This window comes from Methylobacterium fujisawaense (assembly GCF_039619325.1).
GTDB lineage: Bacteria > Pseudomonadota > Alphaproteobacteria > Rhizobiales > Beijerinckiaceae > Methylobacterium > Methylobacterium fujisawaense.
In genome coordinates, this window is record NZ_CP155000.1 from 5,767,949 (window position 1) to 5,781,175 (window position 13,227).

Genomic DNA, 13,227 nt, shown 5'->3' on the forward strand with positions numbered 1-13,227 from the left:
GACAGTCGCTAACGGCCAGTGACCGCCTCCGACCATTCGGCAAAGAGGACATGCCGCGTATCTGCCTCGCTCATCGTTATTTACATGAATGCCGTAAGCAGATTGGCGCGGGGGAAGCACGTCACATCTGGCCCGTAATCGCGTTCGTCAGCGCCCGCGCGATCAGCTTCGCCGCCGCGAGCCCCTCGTCCGGTGAGACCCGCTTCATCTGGATCTGGCGCTCTTGCCCGGCCGCGACGTAGATGTAGGCCGCGACCCGTTCGCCCGCGTCCATCACCTTCACGCATTCCTCGAGCTGCACGATGCGCAGTGGCAGCGTGAGGCCGAACGGGTTGGGCGATTCTTCAGTCATCGCAGGCCTCCATGAGCCCGCGACTCTCGGCCAGCCGCAGCAGCTCGGCATCCGAGAAGATCAGATCACCAATCCGCCACCGCTCCAGCTCCTCGCCGATCGGCGCTACGGCGATGCCGGCGGCCCGCAACGCGGCGACCGCATCAATGACCGAATCGGCGTCATCGCTCATGCCAGCGCGATCAGCATCCAGGCGCGCGCCTTCGCCTCGATGTCGGCGGGGGCCGCTGCCGGATCGTCGGCGATCGCACGGTCGACGATCTCCCGCGCCTCCTCGACGCTCAGGCCGATGCCCTGGATGAAGCCGCCCAGACGGACCAGCAGCCGTTCCCGGAGCTGCTCGCGGTTCTCGATCATCCCTGGACCGGGAAGCCCATGATGACGGCGGTCATCACCATCGTGCGGCGCAGGCCGGGAATAGTGGCCTCATCCGCGAGCAGCTTCTTGGCCTGCGGGTGCATCTCGATCGCCTTGGCCACGTCGATGGTGGGCCCCGACTTGAAGGCGAACGGCTTGGCCGATTCGTCCTTCAGGTAGGCGGCGGTGGCAGCCTCGATCTCTTCGTCCGTCACCTCGGATTTGCGGCGAAGGTCGCCGACGCTGGGGATCTCTTTTGCCATGGCGGCGGCCTATTGCAGGTGACCGGTCGAGTCCATGAGGCCGAGCCGCACGGCCAGCGCTAGAAGCTCGCCCTCGGTCAGCGACTGGCCATCGACGAGCCAGAGCATGTGGTCTTCGCCCCACGCCTCGACCTTGTGGCCGCGCAGCTTCAGCGCCTCAACGGCTTCTAGAATGGGATCGTGGCCATCGCTCATAAGGTGAGGCTACAGCGGGCAGGGGAGGAGGCCCAGGATGCGCCGGAGGTGCGGCGGCCGCTGAAAAAAGCTCAAGTGGTTCAAACCCCGGATCTGACTAAGGTGCGGCACCCAACTCCTTGGCGACGCGGGAAAATCGGATAACTGCTCGGGGAGCCATCAGCCCTCATCATAGCCCCGCCTCTCGGACGGCACGGCGTTGAGCGCTGATGCCGATCCGTTCTTGCGACCGGATCTCGGGGCCCCTTCGTCAGCAGCCGCTTCATCCCGTCCGTGCACATGCCCAAGATCCCGGCCGTCGATACGGCTGAGACGCGCGCAGCGCTCAGGGCGAAATGCCGGTCGCGAGCGCCACCGGACGGTCTCGGGGCGGCCGCGCATGTCGGCGACCGCGTTCACCCGAAGCGGCACCCGAAATGTCGGCGGGCCGCGGCGGGGACCGAAGGAGGCGCCCCGGCTCTGCCGGGCGTAGAGCGGATCAAGATCGCCGTGCTTGTCTTCGTCGACGGACAGCCCCCCCGCGCCGCACCGACCTGAGCCGCCCCCTGTCGGCGGGGTAGAGCGGCAGAATCTGCCGCTGGGCCGATCCTGCCGGTCCCCGGCCCGGGAGCGTCGCTGAAATCATTGGGAAAATTCTGGAATGCGCCGTGCCTCCCCGAACCGAAGGCGGTCGCGGAGGCGTAGCATGTCGGCGAATGCGGTTACGGGCAGTTCTCTCCAGCGGGATCTTGTCAGCGCCCTGAGACAGGCGCGTGCGGCGAATACGGCCCGGATCGAGGCCGGCACCTCGACCACGGCGGGCCAGGATCCAACCACCACCCAGGCTACCGGAAGCACAGGGCAGACGACCGGCACCACATCGACACCGACCCTGTCGAACGATCTGATGGCGTCGCTCCTGCAGCTGCAATCCGACTTCAGCCAGATGGGCCTTCAGAGCGGCGTCACCACACCGGCGGACGCCACCGCCAATGCCGACGAAGCCTCCGCGACCGGCACGTCGTCGAGCCCGACCGCGGACGGCGCGGCGCCCGTCCATCACCGTCGCGGCCACCATGGCCATCGGCCGGCGTCGGACGCGACGCAGAGCGGGGCATCCGCGCCGACCGGCGCCGCAACGGACGGCGCGTCGTCCACAAGCGCGTCCGCGGGTACGACGGCGACTGCCGATGCCACGTCAGCGACCGGCAGCGGCGACGGCCTGCAATCCTTCCTGCAACAGGTGACGAAGGCGATCGCCGCCTATGCGACAGGCGGCCCGGTGGGCATCGCGGCTGCACTCACCAGCAGCACCCAGGCCTGACCCGGCCGGGATCGCCTGGCGTCTGGAGTGGTCCGCCGGCCTCTGGCATGATCGGGGGAACCGGAGATCGCCATGCCCCTGACCATCCCCGTGATTCTCGGCAGCGTCCGCACCGACCGCATCGGCAACCGCGCCGCGCAGTTCCTGATCGCGCAACTCGAGGCGCGCGGCCACGCCGCCCCGCTGGTGGACCCCGCCGAGCTGAAGCTCCCGCTCCTCGACCGGATGTACAAGGAATATCCGGCCGGCACCGCGCCGGAGCCCCTGCAGCGCCTCGCCGACCTCTTCCGCGGATCGGACGCCTTCCTGGTGGTCACGGCCGAGTACAATCACGGCGTCCCGCCCGCGCTCTCCAACACCCTCGACCATTTCCTGGAAGAGTACTTCTGGCGGCCGTCGGCCATCTGCTGCTACTCGGCCGGTCAGTTCGGCGGCGTCCGGGCGGCAATGGCATTGCGGGCGATGCTTGCCGAGATGGGCATGTCCAGCATCCCCTCGCTCCTGCCGATCCCGCGGCTCCAGAAAGCCATCGACAGCCAGGGCATTCCTGCCGAGCCCTGGATCACGACGGCGGCCAACCGCTTCCTCGACGAACTCGAATGGCACGCCGAGGCCCTGCGGGACCGGCGCCAGCGCGGCACGCCGTACTGAGCGGCAGCCGGCCGCCCCCAGCCCCGTCGCGGCGGCGTCATCGCCCCCTCGCGGGAGACAACGCCCCCGGTGCATCGGAGGTATTCGAACGGCCAAGCGCACCTCGATGCGCGCAATTTTGCGCCATGAAGTGATCGAGACAGCGCTTTCGATTCTCAGGATGCGCAAATACTCGACACACGATTGCAGAACAACTTTGCATGATCTCGCCGACGAAACGGTGAACGCGCCGCGCGCCCGGCGCACGAGACAGTATTGCTCTGTTGCAAAAAGGTGGCTGCACGGTGAGCCGAAGTATGAGAGCTTGGCCGTGTTCCCCAACGCGGACCGATTCCGATGAAGATCGACGAGAGGGCGCTCCTGCAGGAGCGCGTGCGGACGCTTGTCCTGCGCCATGCCCTGGAAGCCGTACTGGACCGTCTTGCATCGGCCGCGCGGGATGCGGGACGGGATGCCGAGGCGGAATTCCTCGGCCTGGAGCAGTCGCTGATCGCGGCCGCCCGCAGCGTCGCCGACCGCGCCAGCGCCCAGAAACTGGCTGTCCTGGTTGCCGTCGAGGACGCGAGCACGACGATCCGGGCCGCCTTCGACAACGCGCACGAGCGCCTCGACGTGCTGCGACCGTCGCATCTCACCCTCGTCGAACCGGAGGCTGCCGTCGCAGCCTAGAAGCCGCGCCGTCCCCCTCAGAGAGCCGGACCGGTCGTCGGGCTCAGGGCTCTCAGCGCGGCCCCGCTTCAGGCAAGGAGCCTTCGGGGTCCAAGGGAATTGGCGCGCGGAACGCCGCGAGACCGGCGGAGAGCCGCGCCAGCGCGGCGAGGCCGAGCGCCAGGAAGACGGCCCCGCCCGGTCAGAACGACACGCTCGATCCGGTCCGTATTGATGATGTGGTCGGGGACCTCGACGCATTGCACGAGGATCTCGGCGACGAGCCCCAGCACCAGCAGGGCGAGTCCGCAATGGTGGCAGAGCGCGTCGATCGCCGCCTCGCGATCGGGATCCTCGGTCGGAAGGCCGCCGAGGAGATGGCTCACGCCAGGGCGCTCTTCCAGCACCACGCCCCAACCGATCAGGATCACGCCCATCCCCTCGATCAGATGCCCGGCCTCGTGAATCGTGGCGTGATGCTGAAATCCAGCGCCCCAGAGCAAGATCGCGACCTCGACAAGCGCGAGCGTCAGCGGCAACGCGATCAGCACATTGAACGCGAAGATCGACCAGCGGTTGAGAAGTGATCTTGCCAGCATGGACCGACTGAAAGTCTGAACTCGCAGGGGCGCAGAACTCTGGCGCGACCCAGAGCCACTGTCACTGGACGAAATCAGCAAGAGCGCGTCGCTTCAGCCCCGTCAAGAACTAGAGACTGTTTGGAACGCAGGGGCCGCGATATGGGATTATACGCCCCCCTGAGAGACCCTGGGCACCGCGCGGCGCCAGCGGCCGCGCCGCGCACGGCGTCGAATCCCGTTCCCCATTCGGATGCGAGGCACGAAACCATCGGCCCGGCCGGATGGTGCTCGACCGCGGCCCCCGACTTTGCAGCGATACGGGCGGAAGCGTCAGGAAGGCCGCCCGAACGAACGCATCCGATCCGCTCCTGCCCCGGCGCTCACTGCTTGGCGCGATTGATGATCGCCCACAGCACGCGGGCGACGGGCTCGGTGACGGTGCGGCGGTACTTGCGGTGGACCAGCTGACCGTTGTGATAGACGTCCTGCTCCACATAGAGCCGCTCGCCGTCCCAGCGGACGATATTGTCGGACTCGATGGTCTCCTCGACGCCGAGATCGCCTCGGAGAATCGAGTTGCCTGTCTGGGTCAGCATACGCGCGTCCTCGTTCACGCAGTCGGTTCCACCCGGGGAGCGCCACCGCGGCCCTGGCAGCGCGGCTCCCGGCGGCCCCCGACACCGGGCAGCATAGGAGTGCATCGGTGTACACGCCAGCGACCCGGTGGACGCAATCGTCGGACCGTCACCGCACCGGGCGCCAGGCTCCGACGCGCCGGGATCGGTCTCGACGCGTCCCGTGTGCGCTTCGGCACGTTCAGCTCAGCCGTAAGGTGCGATGCTTCACATGCGCTCCGATCGGCATGCACGTTGCAGGCGGGACCGGCAGCGCGACGGAGGCGTCCATGCTCGCTCGCCCGTTCCGCCTGATCGCCCCGGCGCTCGCTGCCCTCGGCCTCGTGGCCCTGCGCCTCGCAAGCCCCTTCATCGGGCCGGCCTCGCCCCCGCAACCCGGCACTTCCGCGGATACGGGGGTCGTGTTCCGGCACTACCTCTGAGGCTCAGCCGCGCCGGCTCAGAACGGCCGGCCCGGGCACCGGACATGCGGATCCGACTGCGGGTCCGAGGACGATGTCGCCCTGCCGCGGGTTGTTCACCGTAAACGGAGCCGTTTCCTGAAGACCGATGAAGCCGCGCCCCAGTTGCGGCACGAACAGGTCGCCCCCGAACCGGACGAAGCAGCGGTCGAGGACCGCCTCGTAGTCGAAGGTCCGCTGGACAACCGGGCCCGCGCCCGCGCCCGGCATACCGCAATAGCCCGTGATGTCGATCTGGCCCGGCCGTGACAGCCGCATCGGCAGCGACCGACCGGGCAACAGCGTGGCGGGCGGCCCGCCATCCTGGCGGGCGACCAGGACCAGGTTCGATCGATTGTAGACCCGCCGCAGGCAATCCGCCGACGCGCCGGAGACGCTCGAGACCGTCCCGGCAATGCCGAGCGCGAGTCCGGCCCATGCCCATGCTACACGCTTCGTCACCGCAATTCCTCCGCCGGCCGGGCGCTCGATCGGTCGAGGCCGTCGATCATGCCGCTTGCGACTTGAACAGCGGCCAGCTTGGCCGCGCAAGACGAACGCGGCAAGATCGGCCGCGTTCACGCGCGCCGCGTAAATTACCGCACGCTTGAGAGCCCGCAGGCTCGCCGGTCCCGCGAGGCGCGTCCTTCCGGCTAGCGCCGCTCGTAGAGCAGGCGGGCGCGGATCGTGCCCGGGATGGCGCGGATCTCTGCGAGCAGCGCCTCCGCATCCGCGTCGGTGGCGTCGGTCTCCAGCACCACGTACCCGACCTCGCCGTCGGTCTGGTAGAACTGCGCGGCGATGTTGACCTGCCCGCGGGAGAACACGCCGTTGAGGCGCCCGAGCATGCCGGGCAGGTTGCGCTGGACGTGGATGAAGCGCGTTCCAGTCGGGCGGGCGGGAAGCTGCACCTGCGGGAAGTTCACGGCGCCGACCGTCGAGCCGATATCGGAATAGTCGAGGAGCTTGCGCGCCACTTCGGAGCCGATGCGCTCCTGAGCCTCCTCGGTCGATCCCCCGATATGCGGCGTGAGGATCACGTTCTCGAGTCCCTGGAGGGGGCTGACGAAGGCCTCCGCGTTGGACCCGGGCTCCGCCGGGAAGACGTCGACGGCGGCGCCCTTGAGGTGGCCGTCGCGCAGCGCCGCCGCCAGAGCCTCGAGATCGACCACGGTGCCCCGGGCGTTGTTGATCAGGAAGGATCCGGGCTTCATCGCACGGATCTCGGCCGCGCCGATCATGTTGGCGGTGGCCTCCGTCTCGGGCACGTGCAACGAGACCACGTCGCTCTGGCCCAGAAGCTCGTGCAGCGTCTCGGTCGGCTCGGTGTTGCCGTGGCGCAGCTTGTCGGTGTGGTCGTAATACAGAACCCGCATGCCCATGGCTTCAGCGAGCGTGGAGAGCTGCGTGCCGATGTTGCCGTAGCCGACGATGCCCAGCGTCTTGCCGCGCACCTCCAGCGAGCCCGCCGCCGACTTGTCCCAGCGGCCGGCATGGGCGCCCACCGAGCGCGGAACAATCCGGCGCAGCAGCATCACGATCTCGCCGATCGTCAGCTCCGCCACCGAGCGCGTGTTCGAGAAGGGGGCGTTGAAGACCGGAATGCCCCGATGGCGGGCGGCCTCCAGATCGACCTGATTGGTGCCGACCGAGAAACAGCCCACCGCCAGGAGCCGGTCCGACGCCGCGAAGGCGGCCGCGTCGAGTTGCGTCCGCGAGCGGATGCCCACCATGTGCACGCCCTGGAGCGCCTCGTGCAGGGCCTCCCGGTCCAGCGCCTTCGGCAGCCGGGTCAGGTTGGTGTAGCCGGCGGCCCGCATCAGTGCCACGGCGCTGTCGTTGATGCCCTCCAGCAGCAAGACCCGGATCTTGTCCTTGGGCAGGGAAAGCTTTTCGGGCGTCATGGGCATGGATCGTCTGGCAGCAGGCCTCCCGGCGGCGGCCGGACGACCTTGGGTTCGAAGCGGCTCCGGATACGAGGGCGCCCTGTGCGATGCAACATGGCGAGACGCCGGGCAGCCCCGCCCGGGGAGCGCTTCAGGGCGCGCAGCGGAGTCGCGCGGCCTCGGCCCGCGCCGAACCGTGCCGAATATTCGGGCAGGTCGACGACGCCCTGCGGGCATCTCCGACGGAACTTGAGGTCGCCTCGCGGCTTGTAGGGCCCTGTACTGTTAACGGCTCGATCTCCGGCAGCGCCGGACAGCGACCTACCATTCGGTCCTCGACGATGCATATCCGCACCGGCTTCTCGATCGCGTTCGACACGTTCGGCCCGACGCCGATGAACCTGCTGCTCAACGTCCGCCCGGAGCTGAGGCGCGACCTCGTGACCCCGGAGGTGATCACCTTCGATCCTCCGGTGGCGGCCCGGCAGCACGTGGACGCCTTCGGCAATGTCTGCACGCGCCTCGTCGCGCCGGGTGGACGGATCACCATGACGGCCGATTTCACGATCACCGATAGCGGCCGGCCGGACGACCAGGCGCCCGACGCCCGCCAGATCGCCGTGCAGGACTTGCCCGACGACGTCCTGACCTTCCTGTTGGGCTCGCGCTACTGCGACACCGACAAGCTCTCGCAGACGGCCTGGTCGCTGTTCGGCGCCACGCCGGAGGGCTGGGCGCGCGTCCAGGCCATCGTCGATTTCGCCCATAACCGCCTGCGCTTCGACTACCAGCAGGCCGACGCGACCCGCACCGCCTTCGACGGCTACACGCAGCGCGTCGGCGTGTGCCGGGACTTCGCGCATCTGGCGATAACCCTGTGCCGGTGCATGAACATCCCGGCGCGCTACGCCACCGGCTATCTGGGCGACATCGGCGTGCCGAAGGATCCAGCGCCGATGGACTTCTCCGCGTGGTTCGAGGTCTACCTCCACGGGCCCGACGGGCCGCGCTGGTACACGTTCGACGCACGCCACAACCGGCCCCGGATCGGCCGCATCGTCATGGCCCGCGGCCGCGACGCCACCGACTGCGCCCTCACCACGAGCTTCGGTGCCGCCCAGCTGATCCGCTTCGATGTCCATACCGACGAGGTGCCGGCCGCACCGGATGCGCTGGCCCAGGCCGCCTGAGGCGGCCCCACGCCCTAGACGGTCTCGACGGTCGGGTGCGCAGGGGCGGCGTTGTTCGCGAGGTGCAGGAACGTGGGGTCGAACTCGGCGACTTCGGCGAGCGCGTCCCAGTTCTCGATGGTCAGGATGCCGCCACCCAGCGTGACGAGCCCGCGGCCCCGGAGCGTCCGCAGAACCCGGTTCAGGTGGACGCTCGTCAGGCCAAGGGAGTCCGCGAGTTCGGACTGCTTGGGCGCCAGCGGACAGCTCAGGCCGCGCGTCAGCCCGACCGCCTTCTGCCGGAGATAGAGTTCGCAGAACATGTGGGCGACGCGACCGAGCGCCTGCCGCCGCCCGAGACTGGTGATCCGCTCGCGGTAATGCGCGGCGTCGATCAGGCTGTCGCGCCAGAGGGTGGCGGCGAGACCGGGATTCTTGAGGAGAACCTCCCGCAGGTCGTCATGCGCGACCAGCGCCACGACGCAGGACGTCAGCGTGGCGAGGTTGTGATCCATCCGGTGCAGATGGAGGCTCTGCAGGTCCGGAAGGTCGCCCGCGATGTAGAACGACAGGATCTGGCGTCCGCCCTCGGCCAGGGCGGAATAGCGATAGACCCAGCCCTGAAGGACGAGGCAGCTCTGGTTCGGCCTGTCGCCGAACCGGACGATGTCGTGGCGCGCGGGCAGGTTCCGGACGGTGTGGGGCAGCGCGAGGAGCGCCTCGCGGTCGGCATCCGCAATCCGCGCGATGCTGTCGAGCTTGCGCGCCAGCATCTCCATCGGGGCGTTGTACCCGTTCGGCATCGGGCGTTCAGGCCTCGGTTCGCGAGGCATGGGGGATGTCGCTGTGCCGCAGACGCGGGGCACGACGGGAGACGAGATCAGGACGCAGCACGCTTCTTCCCTCAAAACGCTCCGGATGCGCCGGACAGACACCAGGCCGCGCCCGACGGACCGGTGCGGGCTCTCCTGACCGGCGGATATGCGCCGGGCAAGCGTCCGGCGGCAGACAGACTTGCCACATCCGCAGCCGGCGGCAAGACCGCACGCAAGACCGCACCTGCGCCGCGGCCATCCGACGCCCGGCGAGGCTAAAACCCTAATCGGTTGAAGTCGCAAGGCCGATGTTGTAAGGGACCCGCGTCCTCCCGGATCCCCTCTCGCGCGCCCGTCTTTCCGGTGCGCCCGCCAGGTTTCCGGCTGGACCGCCCTCGTCATCCGTATCGACGCGTCGGCAAGCCGGGTCCCGCGGGACCGGCCGCCTCTCCCGAAAGACTCCGGGAAGGCCGCGGCGAACCGGGGGCGCCTGCAACGCGAGCCGCCGACGCAACGGGCCTCCGATGGAGGCCGTTCAGGAGACAGAATGACCGCAGGTACCGCTCTGGGGCGTGGCCCGAGCCGCGAGGATTTCGCAGCCCTCCTCGAGGAGAGCTTCCTCGAACACGAGATCACAGAAGGCTCCGTCGTCAAGGGTCGCGTCGTCGCGATCGAGAAGGACGTGGCCGTCATCGACATCGGCGCCAAGACGGAAGGCCGTGTCGCGCTGAAGGAATTCACCGGTCCCGGCCGCGAGGGCGAGCTGAAGGTCGGCGACGAGGTCGAGGTCTACGTCGACCGGATCGAGAACGCGCTGGGCGAAGCCGTCATCTCGCGCGACAAGGCCCGCCGCGAGGAGAGCTGGGTCAAGCTCGAGAAGTCGTTCGAGAACAACGACCGCGTCACCGGCACGATCTTCAACCAGGTCAAGGGCGGCTACACCGTCGACCTCGACGGCGCCGTGGCGTTCCTGCCGCGCTCGCAGGTCGACATCCGCCCGGTCCGCGACGTCACCCCGCTGCTCGGCACCCCGCAGCCGTTCCAGATCCTCAAGATGGATCGCCGCCGCGGCAACATCGTCGTGTCGCGCCGGACCGTCCTCGAGGAGAGCCGCGCCGAGCAGCGCTCGGAGCTGGTGGCCAACCTTGAGGAAGGTCAGGTCATCGACGGCGTCGTCAAGAACATCACCGAGTACGGCGCCTTCGTCGACCTCGGCGGGATCGACGGCCTGCTGCACGTCACCGACATGGCGTGGCGCCGCGTGAACCATCCGTCCGAGGTCGTGACCATCGGCCAGACGGTCAAGGTCAAGATCATCAAGATCAACCACGAGACGCACCGCATCTCGCTCGGCATCAAGCAGCTCCTGGCCGATCCGTGGGAGGGCATCGCCGCCCGCTACCCGGAGGGCGCCAAGCTCAAGGGCCGCGTGACCAACATCACCGACTACGGCGCCTTCGTGGAGCTGGAGCCGGGGATCGAGGGCCTGATCCACGTCTCCGAGATGAGCTGGACCAAGAAGAACGTCCATCCGGGCAAGATCGTCTCCACCTCCCAGGAGGTCGAGGTGCAGATCCTGGAGGTCGATCCGGTCAAGCGCCGCATCAGCTTGGGCCTCAAGCAGACCCTGCAGAACCCCTGGGAAGCCTTCGCCGAGAAGCACCCGGTCGGTTCCGAGGTCGAGGGCGAGGTCAAGAACAAGACCGAGTTCGGCCTGTTCATCGGCCTCGAGGGCGACGTCGACGGCATGGTCCACCTGTCGGATCTCGACTGGAACCGTCCCGGCGAGCAGGTCATCGAGGAGTTCAAGAAGGGCGACATGGTCCGCGCCCAGGTTCTCGACGTCGACGTCGAGAAGGAGCGGATCTCCCTGGGCGTGAAGCAGCTCGGCGGTGACCCCTTCGCCGAGGCCGGCGAGATCAAGAAGGGCCAGATCGTCACCTGCGAGGTCGTCGAGGTGAAGGATGCCGGCGTCGAGGTGAAGATCGTCGACACCGACATGCAGACCTTCATCCGCCGCGCCGAGCTGGCCCGCGACCGCGGCGACCAGCGTCCCGAGCGCTTCGCCGCCGGCGAGAAGTTCGACGCCCGCGTCGTCCAGTTCGACCGGAAGGCCCGCCGCGTGCAGGTCTCGATCAAGGCCCTCGAGGTCGCCGAGGAGAAGGAGGCCATGGCCCAGTTCGGCTCCGCCGATTCGGGCGCCTCGCTCGGCGACATCCTCGGCGCCGCCTTCAACAAGAAGCGCTCCGACGACGAGTAAGACGCCGATCCCGCCGCCCGGCCCGTCCGGGCGGCGGATCCCCGGATTCGGACACCCGCGCAGGACCGACGTCCTGCGCGGGTTCTTTTTTGCGCCCAGCAATTCAAGGTTGACGATGGCGGAGCGCCGGCGGGGTCGCCCCGTCCGGGACGACAGGGACGGGCCACCCGGTCATTTTCTTCGCGCGCCCCGTATCCACGCCTGCGGAAAATGCTCTAGAACACCGGCCTCGCCCGGCGCGGACCGAGCGAGCCGAAGGAAACCAAGGACTTGCCCGGCGCGAGCGCGATGCGCCCGCATCCCGTCGAGGGGGCCGGCCGGGGGGCTTTAGGGGAAGCGACAGCATGGCAGCCGATGCCGAACTGCTGATTGACCGGCGGCGCCTGCGTCGCAGGTTGTCCCTCTGGCGCGTGCTCGGCGTCGGCGGCCTCATCGTGGCGGTCGGTGCCCTGGGCTATCGGGCGCGGACGGGCGTCGAAGGCGCATTCGCGGTGCAGCCGCAGATCGCCCGCATCTCCGTCTCCGGCTTCATCGCCGGGAGCGAGGCCACCGCCAAGCTGATGAAGCGGGTGGGGGATTCGGATGCGGTGAAGGGCGTGATCGTCTCGATCAACTCGCCCGGCGGCACGACCACGGGGTCGGAGGAGATCTTCCGCAACCTCCGGACGCTCGCCGCCAAGAAGCCGATCGTCGCCTTCGTGGACGGCACGGCCGCGTCCGGGGCCTACATCACGGCCATCGCGGCCGATCACATCGTCGCGCGTGAGACCAGCCTGGTCGGATCGATCGGCGTGCTGTTCCAGTATCCCGATTTCTCGGGGCTCTTGGACAAGGTCGGCGTCAAGGTCGAGTCCGTGAAGTCGTCGCCGCTCAAGGCCGAGCCGTCGGGCTTCACACCGACCTCGCCGGAGGCGCGCGCCGCCCTGGCCTCCGTCGTCGGCGACACCTATGCGTGGTTCAAGGGCCTCGTCGCGGAGCGCCGGGGCATGGATCCGGCGCAACTCGGCGCCGTGTCCGACGGCCGGGTGTTCAGCGGTCGCCAGAGTATCCCGCTGAAGCTGGTCGACGAGCTCGGCGGCGAGCGTCAGGCGGTGGCGTGGCTGGAGAGTGCCCGCGGCGTCCAGACGAACCTGCCGATCAAGGATTGGAAGCCCGCGACGGAGAGCCGGTTCACCCTGTGGTCCGCGGCCGGCATCGGCGCCGACCTCCTGGGCCTGGACGGCCTCGCGGCGCGCCTTCGGACCGTGGGGGCCGAGGCACAGGCCGCCCGGGGTGGGATGCTCGCCCTCTGGCGTCCGGAACCCTGAACCACCGCCACCGCGCAGCCCGCCCCGATCCCGCGAGAAGATTCCACGCCATGATCAAGTCGGAGCTCGTCCTCAGGATCGCCGAGCAGAACCCGCATCTCTACCAGCGTGACGTGGAGATCCTGGTCAACGCGATCCTCGACACCATTTCCGATGCGCTGGCCCGCGGCGACCGGGTGGAACTGCGCGGCTTCGGGGCCTTCTCGGTGAAGCGCCGGGAGGCGCGTCGGGGACGCAACCCGCGCACGGGTGCCGCCGTTGCCGTGTCCGAGAAGGCAATCCCCGTGTTCAAGACCGGCAAGGAGATGCGCCAGCGCCTCAACGCCGCCGGGATCGGCGAGAATGCCTCGGCCGCCGAGTAGGAA

General features: G+C 68.7%; 18 protein-coding genes. 8 read left to right on the forward strand and 10 right to left on the reverse strand.

The window, feature by feature from the left end; genetic code table 11:
* Positions 1-121: 121 nt before the first annotated feature.
* From ABC766_RS27375 to ABC766_RS27395, 5 genes are read right to left on the reverse strand one after another with little or no spacing between them, the layout of a single operon-like run.
* Complete coding sequence (locus ABC766_RS27375) at positions 122-352, reverse strand: hypothetical protein (RefSeq protein ID WP_345819955.1); 231 nt, start codon at positions 350-352, stop codon at positions 122-124.
* Complete coding sequence (locus tag ABC766_RS27380) at positions 345-524, reverse strand: hypothetical protein (RefSeq protein ID WP_345819956.1); 180 nt, start codon at positions 522-524, stop codon at positions 345-347. The genes ABC766_RS27375 and ABC766_RS27380 overlap by 8 nt, the downstream gene beginning before the upstream one ends.
* A complete protein-coding gene (locus ABC766_RS27385) occupies positions 521-709 on the reverse strand; it encodes a hypothetical protein (RefSeq protein WP_345819957.1) in 189 nt (62 codons plus the stop codon). The genes ABC766_RS27380 and ABC766_RS27385 overlap by 4 nt, the downstream gene beginning before the upstream one ends.
* A complete protein-coding gene (locus ABC766_RS27390) occupies positions 706-972 on the reverse strand; it encodes a hypothetical protein (RefSeq protein ID WP_345819958.1) in 267 nt (88 codons plus the stop codon). The genes ABC766_RS27385 and ABC766_RS27390 overlap by 4 nt, the downstream gene beginning before the upstream one ends.
* 9 nt (positions 973-981) lie before the next feature.
* Complete coding sequence (locus ABC766_RS27395) at positions 982-1,167, reverse strand: hypothetical protein (RefSeq protein ID WP_345819959.1); 186 nt, start codon at positions 1,165-1,167, stop codon at positions 982-984.
* Between the two features lie 685 nt (positions 1,168-1,852).
* Between ABC766_RS27395 and ABC766_RS27400 the strand changes: the two genes are divergently transcribed.
* The 3 genes from ABC766_RS27400 to ABC766_RS27410 all read left to right on the forward strand — a co-directional run bounded on the left by ABC766_RS27400 (position 1,853) and on the right by ABC766_RS27410 (position 3,790).
* Entirely contained in the window at positions 1,853-2,470 is a 618-nt protein-coding gene (locus tag ABC766_RS27400; protein ID WP_345819960.1) for a cell wall anchor protein, read from the forward strand.
* Between the two features lie 72 nt (positions 2,471-2,542).
* Positions 2,543-3,121, forward strand: coding sequence for an NADPH-dependent FMN reductase (locus ABC766_RS27405; RefSeq protein ID WP_043352726.1), 579 nt, complete (start codon positions 2,543-2,545; stop codon positions 3,119-3,121).
* A 336-nt stretch (positions 3,122-3,457) separates the two neighbouring features.
* Positions 3,458-3,790, forward strand: coding sequence for a hypothetical protein (locus ABC766_RS27410; RefSeq protein ID WP_043352724.1), 333 nt, complete (start codon positions 3,458-3,460; stop codon positions 3,788-3,790).
* 68 nt (positions 3,791-3,858) lie between these two features.
* Here the strand turns inward: ABC766_RS27410 and ABC766_RS27415 are convergent, their stop codons facing one another.
* Together ABC766_RS27415 and ABC766_RS27420 are read right to left on the reverse strand one after the other, a co-directional pair.
* Positions 3,859-4,449 carry a hypothetical protein gene (locus ABC766_RS27415; protein WP_345819961.1) on the reverse strand — a complete coding sequence of 197 codons (591 nt, stop codon included), beginning with the start codon at positions 4,447-4,449 and terminating at the stop codon, positions 3,859-3,861.
* A gap of 281 nt (positions 4,450-4,730) precedes the next feature.
* Positions 4,731-4,946: a hypothetical protein gene (locus tag ABC766_RS27420; protein WP_043351006.1), complete on the reverse strand. Its 216-nt coding sequence runs from the start codon at positions 4,944-4,946 to the stop codon at positions 4,731-4,733.
* 308 nt (positions 4,947-5,254) lie between these two features.
* Here ABC766_RS27420 and ABC766_RS27425 point away from each other — a divergent pair, with 308 nt between their 5' ends.
* On the forward strand, positions 5,255-5,407 hold the full coding sequence (locus tag ABC766_RS27425) for a hypothetical protein (protein WP_167380413.1): 153 nt from the start codon (positions 5,255-5,257) through the stop codon (positions 5,405-5,407).
* Positions 5,408-5,410: 3 nt separating this feature from the next.
* Here ABC766_RS27425 and ABC766_RS27430 read toward each other — a convergent pair whose 3' ends face one another.
* Both ABC766_RS27430 and serA read right to left on the reverse strand, forming a co-directional pair.
* Complete coding sequence (locus ABC766_RS27430; RefSeq protein WP_043351003.1) at positions 5,411-5,887, reverse strand: hypothetical protein; 477 nt, start codon at positions 5,885-5,887, stop codon at positions 5,411-5,413.
* Between the two features lie 191 nt (positions 5,888-6,078).
* On the reverse strand, positions 6,079-7,329 hold the full coding sequence (gene serA, locus ABC766_RS27435) for a phosphoglycerate dehydrogenase (protein ID WP_342141491.1): 1,251 nt from the start codon (positions 7,327-7,329) through the stop codon (positions 6,079-6,081).
* Between the two features lie 323 nt (positions 7,330-7,652).
* Here serA and ABC766_RS27440 point away from each other — a divergent pair, with 323 nt between their 5' ends.
* Positions 7,653-8,501 (forward strand): transglutaminase-like domain-containing protein, encoded by an 849-nt coding sequence (locus ABC766_RS27440; protein WP_043351010.1) that lies wholly within the window; start codon positions 7,653-7,655, stop codon positions 8,499-8,501.
* Positions 8,502-8,515: 14 nt separating this feature from the next.
* On the opposite strand, the gene ABC766_RS27445 is transcribed toward ABC766_RS27440, so the two are convergent.
* Positions 8,516-9,283, reverse strand: coding sequence for a Crp/Fnr family transcriptional regulator (locus ABC766_RS27445; RefSeq protein ID WP_345819962.1), 768 nt, complete (start codon positions 9,281-9,283; stop codon positions 8,516-8,518).
* Positions 9,284-9,842: 559 nt separating this feature from the next.
* Between ABC766_RS27445 and rpsA the strand changes: the two genes are divergently transcribed.
* The 3 genes from rpsA (at position 9,843) to ABC766_RS27460 (ending at position 13,224) form a co-directional block, all read left to right on the forward strand.
* Complete coding sequence (gene rpsA, locus ABC766_RS27450) at positions 9,843-11,555, forward strand: 30S ribosomal protein S1 (RefSeq protein WP_043351014.1); 1,713 nt, start codon at positions 9,843-9,845, stop codon at positions 11,553-11,555.
* Positions 11,556-11,899: 344 nt separating this feature from the next.
* Entirely contained in the window at positions 11,900-12,862 is a 963-nt protein-coding gene (sppA, locus tag ABC766_RS27455) for a signal peptide peptidase SppA (RefSeq protein ID WP_287091478.1), read from the forward strand.
* A 50-nt stretch (positions 12,863-12,912) separates the two neighbouring features.
* The gene (locus ABC766_RS27460; RefSeq protein ID WP_043351019.1) at positions 12,913-13,224 is read left to right on the forward strand and encodes an integration host factor subunit beta; all 312 of its coding nucleotides are present in this window, start codon (positions 12,913-12,915) and stop codon (positions 13,222-13,224) included.
* Positions 13,225-13,227 lie beyond the last annotated feature (3 nt).

Bases quoted from the DNA above. Each gene is read 5' to 3' on its own strand.
- ABC766_RS27375 (WP_345819955.1), bottom strand. From the start codon at position 352: ATGACTGAAGAATCGCCCAACCCGTTCGGCCTCACGCTGCCACTGCGC.
- ABC766_RS27380 (WP_345819956.1), bottom strand. From the start codon at position 524: ATGAGCGATGACGCCGATTCGGTCATTGATGCGGTCGCCGCGTTGCGG.
- ABC766_RS27385 (WP_345819957.1), bottom strand. From the start codon at position 709: ATGATCGAGAACCGCGAGCAGCTCCGGGAACGGCTGCTGGTCCGTCTG.
- ABC766_RS27390 (WP_345819958.1), bottom strand. From the start codon at position 972: ATGGCAAAAGAGATCCCCAGCGTCGGCGACCTTCGCCGCAAATCCGAG.
- ABC766_RS27395 (WP_345819959.1), bottom strand. From the start codon at position 1,167: ATGAGCGATGGCCACGATCCCATTCTAGAAGCCGTTGAGGCGCTGAAG.
- ABC766_RS27400 (WP_345819960.1), top strand. From the start codon at position 1,853: ATGTCGGCGAATGCGGTTACGGGCAGTTCTCTCCAGCGGGATCTTGTC.
- ABC766_RS27405 (WP_043352726.1), top strand. From the start codon at position 2,543: ATGCCCCTGACCATCCCCGTGATTCTCGGCAGCGTCCGCACCGACCGC.
- ABC766_RS27410 (WP_043352724.1), top strand. From the start codon at position 3,458: ATGAAGATCGACGAGAGGGCGCTCCTGCAGGAGCGCGTGCGGACGCTT.
- ABC766_RS27420 (WP_043351006.1), bottom strand. From the start codon at position 4,946: ATGCTGACCCAGACAGGCAACTCGATTCTCCGAGGCGATCTCGGCGTC.
- ABC766_RS27425 (WP_167380413.1), top strand. From the start codon at position 5,255: ATGCTCGCTCGCCCGTTCCGCCTGATCGCCCCGGCGCTCGCTGCCCTC.
- serA (WP_342141491.1), bottom strand. From the start codon at position 7,329: ATGACGCCCGAAAAGCTTTCCCTGCCCAAGGACAAGATCCGGGTCTTG.
- ABC766_RS27440 (WP_043351010.1), top strand. From the start codon at position 7,653: ATGCATATCCGCACCGGCTTCTCGATCGCGTTCGACACGTTCGGCCCG.
- ABC766_RS27445 (WP_345819962.1), bottom strand. From the start codon at position 9,283: ATGCCGAACGGGTACAACGCCCCGATGGAGATGCTGGCGCGCAAGCTC.
- rpsA (WP_043351014.1), top strand. From the start codon at position 9,843: ATGACCGCAGGTACCGCTCTGGGGCGTGGCCCGAGCCGCGAGGATTTC.
- sppA (WP_287091478.1), top strand. From the start codon at position 11,900: ATGGCAGCCGATGCCGAACTGCTGATTGACCGGCGGCGCCTGCGTCGC.
- ABC766_RS27460 (WP_043351019.1), top strand. From the start codon at position 12,913: ATGATCAAGTCGGAGCTCGTCCTCAGGATCGCCGAGCAGAACCCGCAT.